Source organism: Streptomyces sp. TLI_171 (assembly GCF_003610255.1).
GTDB lineage: Bacteria > Actinomycetota > Actinomycetes > Streptomycetales > Streptomycetaceae > Kitasatospora.
This window is the reverse complement of the sequence record NZ_RAPS01000001.1, coordinates 5,515,201-5,530,821: the sequence shown is the minus strand read 5'-3', so window position 1 is coordinate 5,530,821 and position 15,621 is coordinate 5,515,201. Positions and strand designations below refer to the sequence as shown.

Sequence of the window (15,621 nt, the reverse complement as noted above, 5' to 3'; positions counted from 1 at the left end):
TCACGGGGCCCCGGGGACTTGTTCTCCGGGGCCCTCGGCGTTGCCGGGCAGGGTCACCACGAAGGCGGTCTCCCCGGGGCCGCCGCGCAGCTCGACGGTGCCGCCGTGGGCGTGGACGACGGCCCTGACGATGGCGAGACCGAGGCCGGTGGAGCCGGTGCGGCGGGAGCGGGCCCGGTCGCCGCGGGTGAAGCGGTCGAAGACGTGCGGGGCGAGTTCGGGCGGGACGCCCGGGCCGTCGTCGGTGACGGTCAGTCGGCCGGTGGGGTCGAGCCGGACCGTGACGCTGCTGCCCTCGGGGGTGTGGGTGCGGGCGTTGGCCAGCAGGTTGGTGACCACCTGGGCCAGCCGGTGCGGGTCGCCGGGGACGGTGACCGGCCGTTCGGGGAGTTCCAGCAGCCAGCGGTGGCCGGGTGCCGCCGCCCGGGCGTCCGCGGCGGCGTCCAGCACGATCCGGGTGAGGTCGACCTCCTGGACGGCCAGCGGGCGGCCGGCGTCCAGCCGGGCGAGCAGCAGCAGGTCCTCGACGATGGCGCCCATCCGCTGCGACTCGGCGCTGATCCGCTCCAACGAGTGCCGGACGGGTTCGGCCACCGGCCCCGGGTGCCGGAGGGCGAGTTCGGCGTGGCCGCGGACGGTGGCGACCGGGTTGCGCAGTTCGTGGCTGGCGTCGGCGGCGAAGGCGCGCAGGCGCTCCTCGACGGCCTGCCGGCGGGTCAGCGCGTCGCCGACGTGGCCGAGCATCCGGTTGAGCGCGGTGCCGACCCGGCCGACCTCGGTGCCGGGGTCGGTGTCGGGGACGCGGACGCCGAGGTCGACCGCGCCGCTGGCGAGCGGCAGCGCGGAGACCCGTTCGGCGGTGGCCACCACCCGGTCCAGCGGGCGCAGTGCGAGCCGGACGCCGAGGGTGCCGGCGGCCGCGGCCGCGGTGAGCGCGGCGGCGAAGACCACCAGTTCGATCAGCAGCAGGCGGCGGACGGTGTCGTCGACGGGGTGCAGCGGGAGCCCGGTGACCAGGGTGTCGTGGTCGTAGCCGGTGACGGCGGCGGCCCGGTAGTGGCCGAGCTCGGAGAGCGTGACCTCGCGCGGGCGGCCGTCGGCGGGCAGCGCGCGGAGCGCGGCGAGGTCGGCGGCGTCCAGCGGGACGGCGGCGTCGGCGGCGCCCTTGGCGACCGGCGCCGGGTCGTCGTCGCCGGGCGGGACGCCGCCGACCACGGCGGCGTGGGTGACGCCGCCGTCGACCAGCCGGGCCCCGAAGGTGCCGGGGGCCTGGGCGCGGGTGTCGTGGCCGCCCTGGCCGGGGTGTTCGAGGCTGGCGGCGTAGCGGCCGCCGGCGGCGGAGAGCTGCTGGTCGAGCCGGTCGACCAGGAAGTGCCGGAGCGCCTCGCAGGTGGCCAGGCCGACACCCGCGCAGATCAGCGTGAGCAGGGCCAGCACCCCGGTCACCAGCCGGACCCGCAGGGTGCGCGGGCGCAGGGCCGGGCGCCTCATCCGGCGGCCGCCCGCAGCACGTAGCCCGCGCCGCGGACGGTGTGGATCATCGGCGGGCGGCCGGCGTCGATCTTGCGGCGCAGGTAGCTGATGTACAGCTCGACCACGTGGGCCTGGCCGCCGAAGTCGTAGGACCAGACGGCGTCCAGCAGTTGGGCCTTGCTGAGCACCTGGCGGGGGTGTTCCATCAGGTGCCGCAGCAGCGCGAACTCGGTGGGGCTGAGCTCGACCGGCTCGCCGCCGCGGGTGGTCTCCCGAGCGGTGGGGTCCAGCCGCAGGTCGCCGACCACCAGCGTGCCGGGGCCGGCCAGCGGGGCGGGGGCGGCCCGGCGGAGCAGCCCGCGCAGCCGGACCACCACCTCTTCGAGGCTGAACGGCTTGGTGACGTAGTCGTCGCCGCCGGCGGTGATGCCGGCGATCCGGTCCTCGACGGCGTCCCGGGCGGTGAGGAACAGCACCCGGACCTCGGGGTCGGTGGAGTGGATCCGGCGCAGCACGTCGAGGCCGTCGAGGTCGGGCAGCATCACGTCGAGCACCATGGCGTGCGGGTGCCAGTCGGCGGCGGTGGCGACGGCCTCCAGGCCGTCGGTGACGCCGCGGACGTGCCAGCCCTCGTAGCGCAGCGCGCCGCAGACGACCTCGACCAGGTCGGGTTCGTCGTCGACCACCAGGACCCGCCAGGGGGTGTCCGTGCGCTGCATGGGGGCCATTGTGGCCCGGCGCGATGAGAAAGCGGTGAGATCGTCGGACCGCCCTTCCCCTTGCCGCACCTGCGCCGACCTGCCCGGATGCCGCCCGGCGGCCGGCCGCGGGCCCCGGATTCATAGGGAACTGAGAGCTTCCGGTGGGACGGTGGGGCCCGGCACCACCCCAAGGAGGGCCCGTTGACCGCACTGTCCACCCCGCCCCGGGCCGCCGGGCGCGCCACGCCGCGCCGCGGTCTGCCGCCGGACGCCGTCCGGCGCTCCGCGCTCGCCCTGATCGCGGCCGGAGTGCTCGCCGTGCTCGCGCTCTGGTGGTCCGACACCCCGCGGGTCGCCGGCGCCGCCGACTGGCTGACCGGCGCGGGCCGGATCACCGGCCTGCTGGCGGGCTACGCCGCGCCCGTCCTGCTGCTGCTGATGGCCCGGATCCCGGTGCTGGAGCGCGAGGTCGGCGCGGACCGGCTGGCCCGCTGGCACGCGTTCGGCGGCCGCTACCTGGTGTCGCTGCTGGCCGTGCACGTGCTGACCGTGGTCTGGGGCTACGCGCTGACCGACGGTCAGGGCCCGTGGAGCGAGGGCGTGGAGATCGTCCTCCACTTCCCCGACATGCTGAAGGCCACCGCGGCGACCCTGCTGATCCTCGGCACCGGCGCGGTCTCCGCCCGGGCCGCCCGCCGCCGTCTCGGCTACGAGGCCTGGTACTACCTGCATCTGGCCACCTACCTGGCGGTCGCGCTCGGCTTCGGCCACCAGCTGACCACCGGCGCGGACCTCGGCGACGGCCCGGCCCGGGCCGCCTGGTACCTGCTGTACTTCGGCACCGCCGCCGTGCTGGCCTGGTTCCGGCTGCTGAGGCCGTGGCTGCGCGACCGCCGGCACCGGCTGCGGATCGCCGAGGTGCGCGCCGAGGGCCCCGGGGTGGTGTCGGTGTTCCTGACCGGCCGTCACCTGGCGGAGCTGCGGGCCGAGCCCGGGCAGTTCTTCCGCCTGCAGTTCCTCACCCCGCAGCTGCGCTGGGCCGCCAACCCGTACTCGCTGTCCGCTCCCCCGCACCCGCAGTTCCTGCGCTTCACCGTGAAGGGCCTGGGCTCGCACAGCGCCGCGGTCGCCGCGCTCGCCCCGGGCACCGCCGTCCGCGCCGAGGGCCCGTACGGGGCGTTCACCGCGCGGCGGCGGCACGGCGGGCCGGTGCTGCTGCTCGGTGCGGGCGTCGGGATCACGCCGCTGCGCGCCCTGTTCGAGACGCTGCCCGGCCGGGTGACGCTCGTTCAGCGGGCCCGCCGCGCCGAGGACGTGCTGTTCCGCCGCGAGCTGGCGGCCGTCGCCGAGGGCCGCGGCGGCCGGGTGCACGAGCTGCTCGGCACCCGCGAGCAGGTCGGCGCGCTGGGTCCGGCGCTGGCCCGGCTGGTCCCCGACCTCGGACGGCACGAGGTGTACCTGTGCGGTCCGGAGGAGTTCACCGCCGACGCCGTCCGCGCGCTGCGCGCCGCCGGGGTGCGGCCGTCCCGCATCCACCACGAGTCCTTCGCCTTCTAGGAGCCCGACCGCCATGCGCCGAGCCGTCATCACCGCCTCCGCGACCGCCGCCGGGGTCGTCCTGCTGCTCTCCCTCAAGCCCCACGACCCGGCCCCCGCCACCGCGATCAGCTCGACCTCCGCCGCCGCGGGCGGCGGCCCCACCACGCAGAGCACCACCGACGGCGGCGCCGCACGGACCGTCACCGGGGACGCGGTCAACACCCGGTACGGGCCGGTGCAGGTCAAGGTCACCCTGGACGCGGGGAAGATCACCAAGGTGGACGTGGTCCAGTACCCGACCCGCGACCGCCGTGACCGGGAGATCAACAACGCCGCGATCCCGATCCTCAACCAGGAGGCGATCGCCGCCCAGAGCGCCGACGTCGACGTGGTCAGCGGCGCCACCTACACCAGCGACGGCTACACCCGCTCGCTGCAGAGCGCGCTCGACCGGGCGGCCGGATGACCAGCCACGTCGAGCACGTGATGGGGACGGTGTTCTCCTTCTCGGTCCGCGACCCCGGCCCGCGGACCGCCGGGGCGCTGAGCCGGATCGTCGACCGGCTGCACCGGATCGACGCCGTCTTCTCGCCGTACCGCCCCGACAGCGAGATCAGCCGGCTGGACCGCGGCGAGCTCCGGCCCGCCGACTGCGACCCCGAGGTGCGGTGGGTGCTGGAGCGCTGCGCGGAGCTGGCCGCCGAGACGGACGGGTACTTCAGCGACCGGCCGGGCGGCCGGCTCGACCCGAGCGGCTTCGTCAAGGGCTGGGCGGTGCAGGAGGCCTCGCGGGCGCTGCGGGCCGCGGGCTCGGCCGACCACTGCGTGAGCGGCGGCGGCGACGTGCAGACCGCGGGCGGGCCGTGGCGGGTCGGCATCGCCGACCCGCACCGCGAGGGCGCCGTCGCCCGGGTGGTGGCCGGCCACGACCTGGCGGTCGCCACCTCCGGCACCGCGGAGCGCGGCCCGCACATCCTCGACCCGCACACCGGCCGCCCCGCGACCGGCTTCGCCTCCCTCACCCTGCTCGGGCCGGGCCTGGCCCGCCTCGACGCGCTCGCCACCGCCGCGTTCGCGATGGGCCCGTCCCGGGCGACGGCGTGGCTCGCCGCCCGCGGCGTCCCGGCGCTGGCCGTCCTCCCGGACGGCACGCAGACCGAGACCCCCGGCTTCGCCGGGTACGCGGGCCGGGGCTGACCCGGACGACGGCGACCGCCGGGGCGCCGGCCCGAGGGGTCGGTGTCGCGGCGGTCGCCGTGGGGGTCCGGGGACCCGGGTTACTTCTTCTTGCTGCCCGGGAGCATGCAGAGGCCCGCGATCACCAGGAAGGCGACGATCGGCAGGGCGACGAACAGGCCCAGGGTCTGGCCGACGCTCAGGCCGGAGCCCGGGTCCGAGCCGTCGTCCTGGGTGATCGCCATCGCGGGCGACGACATCAGCATCATCAGCGTGGCCGCCGCGGTGACCGCACCGGCGCGCATTGCGTTCCTCTTGTCCACGTTTCCCAAGGTACCGGCCTCCTACAGCGGGTCGCCCGGCGGGGTGCGCCTCTCGGCGCGTCCGGGTGACGGGGCGTCGGGCGTGGTGTCGAGCGGGGCCAGGGTGGCGGCGATGCCGGCGGTGCCGGGGGCGACCGCCAGCTGGTCGAGGGTGCGCGGGACGCCGGTGGCGTCGGCCACCGGGAGCCGCCAGTTGGGGTACTGGTCCCAGGTCCCGGGGAGGTTCTGCGGGCGCGGGTCGCCGACGGTGTCGGGCAGCCAGACGCCGACCAGCCGGGCGGGGGTGGCCAGCAGGAAGGCGTACAGCGCCTCGGGGGTGGTCGGCTCGCCGTCGGCGAGCAGGCCGATCCGCACCAGTTCGCGCTGCCAGTCGGCGAGTTCGGTGTCGGCGGCGTCCTGCTCCTCGGCCAGCGGGCGGGCCAGCAGGCCCAGCCGGTGGCGGAGTTCGACGTGTTCGCCGGTCAGCCGGGCGGCGGTGCTGGGCAGGTCGTGGGTGGTGAGCGTGGCCAGGCAGCCGGGGCGCCAGCGCTCCGGTGGCAGGATCGCGCCGCCCGCGGGCCAGTCGCGTTCGAACCAGAGCACCGAGGTGCCCAGCACCCCGTGCTCGGCGAGCCGCTCGCGGACCCCGGGCTCGACCGTGCCCAGGTCCTCGCCGATCACCGCGGTGCCCGCACGGTGCGCCTCCAGCGCCAGCACCGCGAGCATCGCCTCCGCGTCGTAGCGGACGTAGGTGCCCTGGGTGGGGCGGGCCCCGTTCGGGACCCACCAGAGCCGGAACAGGCCCATCACGTGGTCGATCCGGATCGCCCCGGCATGCCGGGCGGAGGCCCGCAGCAGTTCGGCGAACGGCGCGTAGCCGGCCTCGGCGAGCGCGTCGGGCCGCCAGGGCGGCAGGCCCCAGTCCTGGCCGTGCGCGTTGAACGCGTCCGGCGGGGCGCCGGTGGAGATGCCGGTGGCCAGCACGTCCTGCAGCGCCCAGGCGTCGGCGCCGTCCGGGTGGACGCCGACCGCCAGGTCGTGGATCAGACCGACCGGCATGCCGGCGTCCTCGGCGGCGCGCTGCGCCGCGTGCAGTTGCTCGTCGACCAGCCAGGCCAGCCACCGGTGGAACTCGATCCGGTCCTTCAACTGGGCCTTCTCAGCCGCCACTTGGGGGTTCTCCGGGTGCCGCAGGCCCTTCGGCCAGGAGTGCCAGCCCGCGCCGTGCACCTCGGCCAGCGCGTTCCACACCGCGTACCGCTCCAGCCACTCCCCCTCGCGGCGGACGAAGGCCCGGTAGGCGGCCTCCCGGCCGACGCCGCGCGGCACCGCGTGCAGCAGCTCCAGCGCCTGCCGCTTGAGCGACCAGACCGAGTCCCGGTCGATCAGCGCGTCGTGCTCCAGCACCTCCTCGCGCAGCAGCCGGGCCCGGCGGGACAGGTCGTGCGCCTCCTCGCAGCGGGTGTACTCGGGGACCGCCTCCACCCGCAGGTGCACCGGGTCGGCGAAGCGGCGCGAGGACGGCCGGTACGGGGACGGGTCGGACGGGGCGCCCGGCATGCCCGCGTGCAGCGGGTTGATCTGCAGGAAGCCCGCGCCGAGTTCGGCCCCGGCCCACTGGGCGAGCTCGGCGAGGTCCGCCAAGTCGCCCATGCCCCACGAGCGTTCGCTCAGCACCGAGTACAGCTGGGCGAGGAATCCCCAGCTGCGGCCGGTCGGCTCGGGAATCCGCGCCGGCGCGACCACCAGCGCCGCCCGGCCGTCCCGCTCCCCCGCCCGGGCGACCAGCGCGTGCCGGCCGAGCGGGAGGTCCTCCGGCAGCCAGTGCGAGTGATCGCCCGTCAGCTCCCAGACCCCGCCGTCCTCCAGCTCCACCCGGGCCGCGGCGTCGGCTGGCAGGTCCAGCGCGGTGCGCCGCCCCTGCCAGGCCACCACGGTGGGAGGCAGCAGGCGCCGCGCGGTCTCCTCGCGGTGCTGCTCCAGCGACTTCGCGGCCAGCTCGGGCGTGCCGGCCGCCACCCCGAGGGCGGCCAGCACCGCGCTCAGCGTCTGCGCCCCGACCTGCACCGGCCCGGCGCCCGCGTCGTAGCTGGTGTCCACCCCGTACGCGTGCGCCAGGGCCACCAACTCCGGTGGCGCCGACGGATTGTCCTCCGCCGGCACCTGCTCGACTCCCACCTGGTCACGGTCAAGGTATGCGGCCACCCAGCGCACTCCGTCCTCGGACTCCCGAACGCCAACAGCCACAGTCCTACCCGCGCCGCCCCCCGCCGACCCCGACCGACACGGCCCACCCCCCGCACCGGACGGGTGAACCCTCCGGTACGGGGTTGCCGGCGGCGCCCGCTCAGACGTCCAGCTCCTCCGGCCGGTACCCGAGGATCAGCTTCTCCATCGCCGCAGGCATCGGCCCGAAGGTCGCGATCCAGCTCTCCACCAGGTAGACCTCGCCCTGCTCGTCCATCCCGAGCAGGAACCGTCCGTGGTCGAGCTCCCCGATCGGGAACAGCGACCGGCCGAGCCGTTCGCTCCAGCCGAGGAACCTGTCCTCCTCCCCGGCGCAGAGCAGCGGATCGATCTCGAACGGCTCCCGGGCGCAGGTCACCCCGGGGCCGGAGAAGTCGACGGCGACGCCGGCGAACTCGGCCAGGAAGCCGCGAACCGCCTCGTGCACGGCCAGCCCGGCTGCCGCCAACGGCGCGGTCCACCGCGCGGCCTCCACCGCCCGCCCGGGGTGCCACCCCGAGGCGAGCAGGATCTCCCGCACCTCTGATGAGAACTCAGTCATTCCTGGATCCCGACGAATTGGAGGTCGAATGCGCCCTCGAGAGCGACGCGGCTGCCGCGAGGCTCGATGAGCCTGCCGCGCATCATCTCGTGCGTGGTGGAGTTGCGAACCAGTCCACTGCCGCCCGCCCCCCGATCGGCACGTACGCGTCGAACCGCACCCCCTCGCGGGCAGCGTCCCACCGGTGTCGGGCGGGATCGTCGCGATGCTGGCTTTTCGGGCTATAACGGACATAGCTGCCACGGCCGTTGACAGGGACGCGGGGAGCTGGTGGGCTGGGCGGGCCGGATCGCCGAGGGGGGCTCGCGACGGGTCGGCGGGGGGCCGTTGAGCTGGGCGTTCGGGCGAGGAGGCTCCGGTGCAGGCGCGGATTTCGGTGGTGGCCGGGCGTCGGCTGCGGCAGCAGTTGGAGCAGAGCGCGGCCCTGCGCGAGGTGCTGCACCACCCGGCCGCGCTGGCGGCCCGCCGGACGGCCGCCAGGACCGCCCGCCAGATAGCGCCGCGCGCCGCGGACCGCTTCATCGCCGACTTCAAGGGCACCGCCCCGCTGCTGGCCTCGGTGCGCGCCGAGCGCCGCACCGCCCGCCGGGGCTCCACGCTGCGCCTGGCCGCGACGCTCTCCGCGGCGGCCGTGGTCGGCGGCCTGCTGATCCCCGCCCAGGCGTCCGCCGCCGAGGCGGACCTCCGGTACGGCGACCTGCGGACGCTGTCCGCGGACTCCGGCGACCGGCCGGCCGCGGAGTCCCCGCTGCCGCTGGGCTCGCTGACGGACCCCCAGCTCTACCCGCGCCCGCAGCAGTTGCGGCCCGCCGGCCGGCCGGTGGCGGTGCCCCGCCAGGTGACGGTGGTGCTGGCGGACGGCGCCGACGGCCCGGCCGTGGACGCGGTGCGCCGCCTGCTGACCCGGGCCGGCGCCGCCGAGGTGCTGATCGCCCCGGAGGCGCCCGAGGCGCCGGCCGCCGGCTCGCTGCTGGTGTACCTCGGCGGCCCGCACGAGGGCGCGGGCGGGGCGACCGACCGGGCGCTGCGACAGCTCGCGGTGGCGGGCGGCCTGCAGGACACCGAGGCGCCGGGGCTGGCGGGCCTGCCCGCGGGCGGCTACCTGCTGGCGACCGGTCAGCTGCCCACCGCGGGCGGCCAGTACGGCGCGGTGGTGCTGGCCGGCGTGGACGGCACCGGCACCTTCTACGCGGCGCAGAGCCTGGCCCAGCTGCTCGCCCCGGTCGGCCCCGGCCAGGGGCAGGGCGGCGAGGGAGACAAGGGCTTCCCGGGCGTGCTGGTGCGGGACTTCCCGAGCGGCGCACCGGTCCGCGGCACCGCCGAGTCGTTCTTCGGCGCGCCGTGGAGCGCCGCGCAGCGGCTGGCCGCGGTGGACTTCCTCGGCCGCACCAAGCAGAACTTCTTCCTGTACGGCCCGGGCGGCGACCCGTACCGCTCGCAGCGCTGGCGCGAGCCCTACCCGGCCGAGCAGGCCCGGGAGCTGACCGAGCTGGCGGCCCGCGCCCGGGACAACCACGTGACCCTGGCGTACGCGATCGACCCGGGCCAGTCGTTCTGCTTCTCCTCCGGCAAGGACGTGGACGCGCTGGTCGCCAAGCTGGACGGGCTGCGCCGGATGGGCTTCCGGGCGTTCCAGCTGGAGTTCCTGGACGTCTCCTACGACGAGTGGCACTGCGGCGCGGACCGGCGGAAGTTCGGCACCGGACCGGTCGCGGCGGCGAAGGCGCAGGCCGCGCTGGCCGCGGCGGTGCAGCAGCGGCTGATCGCGCCGCACCCGGAGCTGGCGCCGCTGTCGGTGGTTCCGACGGAGTACCAGAAGCAGGGCGCGACGCCGTACCGCTCGGCGCTGGCGGCGGGGCTGCCCGGCGAGGTGCAGGTGGTGTGGAGCGGCGGCGCGGTGATCCCCAAGCAGGTGACGGGCGGTCAGCTCGACGAGACCGCCGCGCTGTACCGGCGCCCGCTGGTGACGCTGGACAACTACCCGGTGAACGACTCGGCCCCGGACCGGCTGTTCCTCGGCGGCTACGGCGGCCGCGACGCGGACGTGGCCAAGCGCTCCGCGGTGCTGCTGACCTCGGCGATGAGCCAGCCGGTGGCGTCCCGGATCCCGCTGGCCACGGCCGCGGACTACGGCTGGCAGCCGGACGGCTACCAGCCGGAGCAGTCGCTGGCCGGGGCGCTGCGGCTGCTGGCCGCCGGGCCCGCGCAGCAGTCCGCGCTGGCGGCGCTGGCCGGCAACAGCGCCTCCTCGCCGCTCGGCGGCAAGGAGTCCGGGTACCTGGCGCCGCTGCTCGAGCGGTTCTGGGCGGCCGCCGAGCCGGCCTCCGGCGCGCCCGCCGACCCGGCGCGGCTGCAGGAGGCCGCGCAGCCGCTGCGCGAGGCGTTCTCGGTGATGGCGGACGCCCCGCGGACGCTCGCGGGGGACCCGCTGGCGGCGGACGCCGCGCCCTGGCTGGCCCGGCTGTCGGCGTACGGCGCGGCGGGCCGGGCGGCCGTCGACATGCTGCTGGCGCAGCACGGCGGCGACGGCACCGCGGCCTGGCAGGCCCGGCTGGAGCTGGGCCGGCAGCGGGGGGTGCTGGAGCAGAACCCGGTGACGGTGGGCAAGGGCGTGCTGGACCCGTTCCTGGACCGGGCGGTGAAGTCCGCGGACACCTGGTCGGGCATCACCGCGGGGGCCGCGCCGACCACCACCCTGGGCACCGCGCACGACCACGGCCCGGCCCTGATGGCGGACGGCTCCACGCAGACCTTCTACTGGTCCTCGGCGCCGCCGCAGGTCGGCGACAGCTTCGGCCTGGACCTGGGCACCCCGAAGCCGCTGGGCTCGGTGACGGTGCTGATGGGCGGCGACGGCCCGGACGCCGACGCGGCGGCCGACGACTACCTGCACGACGGGGTGCTGGAGTACTTCAGCGGCTCCGGCGGCTGGCAGAAGCTGGCCACCGTGCACGGGCAGCGCACCGTCACCGCGAGCGCCCCGGCGGGCGCGGTGGCCAGGGCGGTGCGGCTGCGCGCCACCGGCGGGCAGAAGACCGCCGTCGCGGTGCGCGAGTTCACGGCCGCCGCGCCGGGCGCGGTGGACGCCGAGGTGTCCGGCCCGCCGGCCGCGCCGGGCTCCTCCGCGGCGGCGGTGCTCTCCGGCGACCCGGACTCGGCGTTCCGGGCGGCCGCCCCGCCGATCGAGGGCGACGCGCTGACCGTGGAGCTGGGCTCGGCCCGCCCGCTGGACCGCCTGACCGTGCTCACCGACCCGGTGGTGCGCGCCGAGGCCACCGCGCAGGTGCGCCGGCCGGACGGCAGCTGGGCCGACCTGGGCGCGGTCCGGCCGGGCTACAACGAGCTGCGCGCCGACGGCGGCCCGGTGGACGCGTTCCGGCTGGTGTGGAAGCCGGGCTCGGAGGCGCCGGTGGTCAACCAGGTGATCCCCTGGTACGCGGACGTGCCCGCGGCCCGGGTGACGCTGGCCGAGCCGACGCTGGACGTGGTGGCGGGCGCGGCCGCCCCGGCGCAGACCCGGGCCACCGTGGAGTCCGGCCGGGCCGAGCTGCTGACCGGCGAGCTGAAGGCCGAGGTCCCGCCGCTGGCCAAGGGCCTGACGGTGGCTCCGGTCCCGTCGGTGACGGTGCCGCGCGGCGGCCGGGTCGGCGCTCCGGTGCTGGTGTCCGCGGCCGCGGACACCCCGTCGGGCAGCTACCGGGTGCCGCTGGTGTTCACCGCGGGCGGCCTGACGGTCCGCCAGGAGCTGGTGGTGCACGTGGTCCCGCCGACCGGCGGCCCCGACCTGGCGCGCACCGCGACCGCCTCGTCCTCCGGCGACGACTCGGCGAAGACCCCGGCCTCGGCGGTCGCCGACGGCGACCCGAAGTCCTCCTGGACGGCGCCCGCCGAGGACGACGCCTGGGTGCAGCTGCGGCTGCCGCAGCCCGTCCGGCTGGGCTCGGCGGTGCTGCACTGGGGCGACGCGTACGCCTCCGGCTACCGGGTGGAGACCTCCGCGGACGGCCTGGTGTGGACCACCGCCGCGGTGGTGGAGAACGGGCAGGGCGGCACCGAGACGGTCCGCTTCGACGCCCCGGGCGCGCGGTACCTGCGGGTGCAGGGCGTCAGCCGGGCCACCCGCTACGGGTACGCGCTGACCGGCGTGGAGCTGTACGGCGTGCAGAGCCCCTGACGACGCGGCGGGCCGCCGACGCTCCCGCTGCGGAGTGCGCCGGCGGCCCATGAGGCGTACCGATGTGTCGTGTCGGGCAGGCCCTGTCTGATCAGGCGGAGAGCGGAGCGTGCTGCTCGCCGCGGCGGACTGGATGGGTGCGGATGACGGGGGCGGGCACCGCGGCCTCGGTATGGTCGTGGTGGTCCAGGAAGTCCCGGAACTGGTCGAGGCCGCCGTACGGCTCCAGGTAGGGCCGCCAGCGCGGATCCTTGATCCCGGTGCCGATGACCCGCCAGGCCAGGCCGCTGGGCGCGGCCGGGGGGCGCTTCATCCGCCAGCCGAGGTCGGCGAGGTGCCGGTCGGCCTTGGTGTGGTTGCAGCGGCGGCAGGCCGCCACCACGTTGTCCCACCGGTGCTGGCCGCCCCGGCTGCGCGGGATCACGTGGTCGACACTGGTGGCGGCGGCCCCGCAGTACACGCACCGGCCGTGGTCGCGGGCGAACAGCGCCCGCCGGGTCAGCGGCACGGGGCCTCGGTAGGGGACCCGCACGAAACGGGTCAGTTTGACGACGGACGGCGCCGGAACGGCGCTGGTGGCGCTGTGCAGAGTGGTTCCCGCATCCTCCAGGGCGATCGCCTTGTGGTTGAGGACGAGGATGAGGGCGCGTCGCATCGAGACGACACCGAGTGGCTCGTACGACGCGTTGAGGACAAGGACATGCGGCACGGGGCCTCCTTGGACGCCTGCGGCGCGTGGCTCGCGCCGAGTCGAGCGGGGCGATCGTGGCCCGTGCGGGACGCGATCTCCCTCAGTGTCGCCTTACGTCGTCGTACGACGCCACCATTTCTCCGTGAACGGGCCGCGCGCGGGGGGTGATCGTGTGCGGTCCGTCATAGCCGGTATGCCCAGCTCGCGGCCCTCCTGCACGTACCGTGGGGGTGACGGCGCGCACCGTGTCCGGAACCGGTCTGACGGGCCGTCCGGGCGGGTGAGCGGGCTCGCTACAGTGGGGCGATGCTCGCCGACTCCACTCCCGACACCGCAACGCCGACGTTCACGCTGCCCACCAGCGCCGCCGAGATGACCGACACCACCCGGCAGGCGGCCGGCTGGCTGGACGACAACTGGCAGGGCTGGTTGGTCAATGGGCTGCGGATCGTGTTCATCCTGGCCCTGGCGCTGGTGCTGCGGGCGGTGGTCCGCAAGGTCATCGACAAGTTGATCGCCCGGATGGGGCGGCCCGCGGAGGCCGACGACGACCACGGGGTGCTCGGCGGACTGCTGGCCAACAGCGGCGTGGTCAACACCGAGCGGCGCCAGCAGCGCTCCGAGGCGATCGGCTCGGTGCTGCGCTCGGTGGCCTCGTTCTCCATCCTCGGCACCGCCTCGCTGATGGCGCTGTCGGTGCTGGGCGTGGACCTGGCCCCGCTGCTGGCCTCGGCGGGTGTCGCCGGTGTCGCGATCGGCTTCGGCGCGCGCAACCTGGTCACCGACTTCCTGTCCGGCGTCTTCATGATCATGGAGGACCAGTACGGCGTCGGCGACGAGATCGACACCGGCGTGGCCACCGGCACGGTGCTGGAGGTCGGCCTGCGGGTGACCAAGCTGCGCGGCGCGGGCGGCGAGATCTGGTACATCCGCAACGGCGAGGTGAAGCGGATCGCCAACATGAGCCAGGGCTGGGGCACCGCCACCGTGGACGTCCAGGTGGGCTACAAGGAGGACCTGGAGCGGGTCGAGGCGCTGGTGCTGGAGGCTGCCGAGCAGCTCGCCAAGGAGACCCCGTTCGACGAGCTGATCTGGGGCCGGGTGAAGGTCCTCGGCGTCGAGTCGGTCGCCGTGGACTCGGTGCAGCTGCGGATCGAGGCGCGCTGCACCCCCGGCAGGTCGGCCCAGGTCGCCCGGGCGCTGCGGTTGCGGCTGAAGGCCGCCTTCGACCTGGCGGGCGTCAGGCTCAAGGAGGAGGCCGCCACCGCCGTCCCGGCGCAGGCCGCGGCCCCCGAGGTGCTGCCGCCGTCCGCGCTGGCCGATCCCAACTCGCTGCGTTCGCTGGCGGCCAAGCCGATACCGACCCAGAACTGACCCCGCCGTCCTGACCCAGGGCCCCGGTTTCCCGCTCCGAGCGGGCCGGGGCCCTTTTTGCCGCAACTTTTGCCGCAACGAACCCGGTCCGGACCGTTGACATCGCCGTCTCATGATTGGAAACTTTCCTAACAGTTGGCCGCAACGGCGTACCCGGAGGAGGATCGGCCTGTGACCACCCGAAACGCACCCCGTTCCCCGCTGGCCGGCACCCCCAGCCTGCTGCGGGCCATCAATGACCGTGCCGCGCTGGAGCTGCTGCTCGCCAACGGTCCGCTGTCCCGCACCCAGATCGGGAGCCTGACGGGGCTCTCGAAGCCGACGGCCTCGCAGCTGCTGGCTCGCCTGGAGGCGGTGGGCCTGGTCGTGCCGGTGGGGACGACGGCCGGTGGGCCGGGGCCGAACGCGCAGCTCTACCAGGTGAATCCGGCGGCGGGTTACGTCGCGGGCCTGGACGTGACCAGCACCACCGTCCGGGTCGCGGTGGCCGACATCACCGGCGCGACGCTGGTCGAGCACCGGGTGTCCACCAAGGGCTGGGCCGCGGCGGCCACCGTGGAACGGGTGGCGGAGGCCGTCGCGGAGGCGGTGCGCCGGGCGCAGCTCGCGCCGGGCAGCCTGCGCGAGGTGGTGATCGGGATCGGCGGCGCACCAGACCCGGCGACCGGGAAGCTGCGCTACGCCTCGCACCTGCCGGGCTGGCACTCGCCGCACCTGCTGGAGGAGCTGTCGGCGGCGGTCGGCGCCCCGGTGTCGATCGAGAACGACGTGAACCTGGCCGCGGTGGCCGAGCAGGCGGGCGGCGCGGCGGCCGGGTGCGAGGACTTCGTGCTGCTGTGGGCCGAGGAGGGCATCGGCGCGGCGATCGTGATCGCCGGCCGGCTGCACCGCGGCTTCACCGGAGGTGCGGGCGAGGTCGGCTACATGCCGGCGCCGGACGCCCCGGTGTCGTTGAGCTCCCGCCGGAAGATCTCCGGCGGTTTCCAGGACCTGGCCGGCGCGCCGGCGGTGCTGGCGCTCGCCCGCAAGCACGGGCTGCGCGGCGCCGACGCGGCCCAGGCGGTGGCCGGCGCCCTGGACGTCCCCGAGGGCGACGCCTTCCTGACCGAGCTGGCCGACCGGCTGGCGGTCGGGTTGGCGGTGATCTCCTCGGTGGTGGACCCGGAGCTGGTGGTGCTCTCCGGGGGCACCCCGACCGCGGGCGGCGAGCGCCTGCGGGAGCTGGTCCAGGAGGCGCTGGGCCGGATGTCCATCCCGCGACCCGAGGTGCGGCTGTCCGCCCTGCCCGGTTCGCCCGTCCTGACCGGCGCGCTGCAGCGCGCGCTGGCGACCGCCCGGGACGCGCTCTTCAGCACCCACTGACTCCCCCTCACCTCCGACCGCACGTCCCACTCCCCCTTCCC

The 15,621-nt window shown here is 76.0% G+C and carries 12 protein-coding genes; 6 read left to right on the top strand and 6 right to left on the bottom strand.

Annotation, left to right across the window (positions count from 1 at the left end):
- The gene (locus tag BX266_RS24945) at positions 1 to 1,491 is read right to left on the bottom strand and encodes a cell wall metabolism sensor histidine kinase WalK (protein ID WP_099903277.1); all 1,491 of its coding nucleotides are present in this window, start codon (positions 1,489 to 1,491) and stop codon (positions 1 to 3) included.
- Positions 1,488 to 2,201 carry a response regulator transcription factor gene (locus tag BX266_RS24940; protein ID WP_099903275.1) on the bottom strand — a complete coding sequence of 238 codons (714 nt, stop codon included), beginning with the start codon at positions 2,199 to 2,201 and terminating at the stop codon, positions 1,488 to 1,490. The genes BX266_RS24945 and BX266_RS24940 overlap by 4 nt, the downstream gene beginning before the upstream one ends.
- A 174-nt stretch (positions 2,202 to 2,375) precedes the next feature.
- On the opposite strand from BX266_RS24940, the gene BX266_RS24935 reads away from it, so the two are divergent.
- From BX266_RS24935 to BX266_RS24925, 3 genes are read left to right on the top strand one after another with little or no spacing between them, the layout of a single operon-like run.
- Positions 2,376 to 3,731 carry a ferric reductase-like transmembrane domain-containing protein gene (locus BX266_RS24935; RefSeq protein ID WP_099903274.1) on the top strand — a complete coding sequence of 452 codons (1,356 nt, stop codon included), beginning with the start codon at positions 2,376 to 2,378 and terminating at the stop codon, positions 3,729 to 3,731.
- 13 nt (positions 3,732 to 3,744) lie between these two features.
- Positions 3,745 to 4,179: an FMN-binding protein gene (locus tag BX266_RS24930; protein ID WP_099903272.1), complete on the top strand. Its 435-nt coding sequence runs from the start codon at positions 3,745 to 3,747 to the stop codon at positions 4,177 to 4,179.
- On the top strand, positions 4,176 to 4,910 hold the full coding sequence (locus tag BX266_RS24925) for an FAD:protein FMN transferase (RefSeq protein WP_259464841.1): 735 nt from the start codon (positions 4,176 to 4,178) through the stop codon (positions 4,908 to 4,910). The genes BX266_RS24930 and BX266_RS24925 overlap by 4 nt, the downstream gene beginning before the upstream one ends.
- A gap of 80 nt (positions 4,911 to 4,990) precedes the next feature.
- On the opposite strand, the gene BX266_RS24920 is transcribed toward BX266_RS24925, so the two are convergent.
- The 3 genes from BX266_RS24920 to BX266_RS24910 form a co-directional block, all read right to left on the bottom strand.
- The gene (locus tag BX266_RS24920; RefSeq protein ID WP_099903271.1) at positions 4,991 to 5,212 is read right to left on the bottom strand and encodes a hypothetical protein; all 222 of its coding nucleotides are present in this window, start codon (positions 5,210 to 5,212) and stop codon (positions 4,991 to 4,993) included.
- A gap of 21 nt (positions 5,213 to 5,233) precedes the next feature.
- Complete coding sequence (malQ, locus tag BX266_RS24915) at positions 5,234 to 7,369, bottom strand: 4-alpha-glucanotransferase (protein ID WP_259464839.1); 2,136 nt, start codon at positions 7,367 to 7,369, stop codon at positions 5,234 to 5,236.
- A 169-nt stretch (positions 7,370 to 7,538) separates the two neighbouring features.
- A complete protein-coding gene (locus BX266_RS24910) occupies positions 7,539 to 7,979 on the bottom strand; it encodes an SUKH-3 domain-containing protein (protein ID WP_099903269.1) in 441 nt (146 codons plus the stop codon).
- A 358-nt stretch (positions 7,980 to 8,337) separates the two neighbouring features.
- Between BX266_RS24910 and BX266_RS24905 the strand changes: the two genes are divergently transcribed.
- The gene (locus tag BX266_RS24905; RefSeq protein WP_259464838.1) at positions 8,338 to 12,153 is read left to right on the top strand and encodes a beta-N-acetylglucosaminidase domain-containing protein; all 3,816 of its coding nucleotides are present in this window, start codon (positions 8,338 to 8,340) and stop codon (positions 12,151 to 12,153) included.
- A 91-nt stretch (positions 12,154 to 12,244) separates the two neighbouring features.
- Here BX266_RS24905 and BX266_RS24900 read toward each other — a convergent pair whose 3' ends face one another.
- Positions 12,245 to 12,862 (bottom strand): HNH endonuclease, encoded by a 618-nt coding sequence (locus tag BX266_RS24900; protein WP_099903267.1) that lies wholly within the window; start codon positions 12,860 to 12,862, stop codon positions 12,245 to 12,247.
- A 288-nt stretch (positions 12,863 to 13,150) separates the two neighbouring features.
- On the opposite strand from BX266_RS24900, the gene BX266_RS24895 reads away from it, so the two are divergent.
- Positions 13,151 to 14,218 carry a mechanosensitive ion channel family protein gene (locus tag BX266_RS24895; protein WP_099903265.1) on the top strand — a complete coding sequence of 356 codons (1,068 nt, stop codon included), beginning with the start codon at positions 13,151 to 13,153 and terminating at the stop codon, positions 14,216 to 14,218.
- A gap of 171 nt (positions 14,219 to 14,389) precedes the next feature.
- Positions 14,390 to 15,580, top strand: a complete 1,191-nt coding sequence (locus tag BX266_RS24890) for an ROK family transcriptional regulator (RefSeq protein ID WP_180290600.1) — start codon at positions 14,390 to 14,392, stop codon at positions 15,578 to 15,580.
- Positions 15,581 to 15,621: the final 41 nt, after the last annotated feature.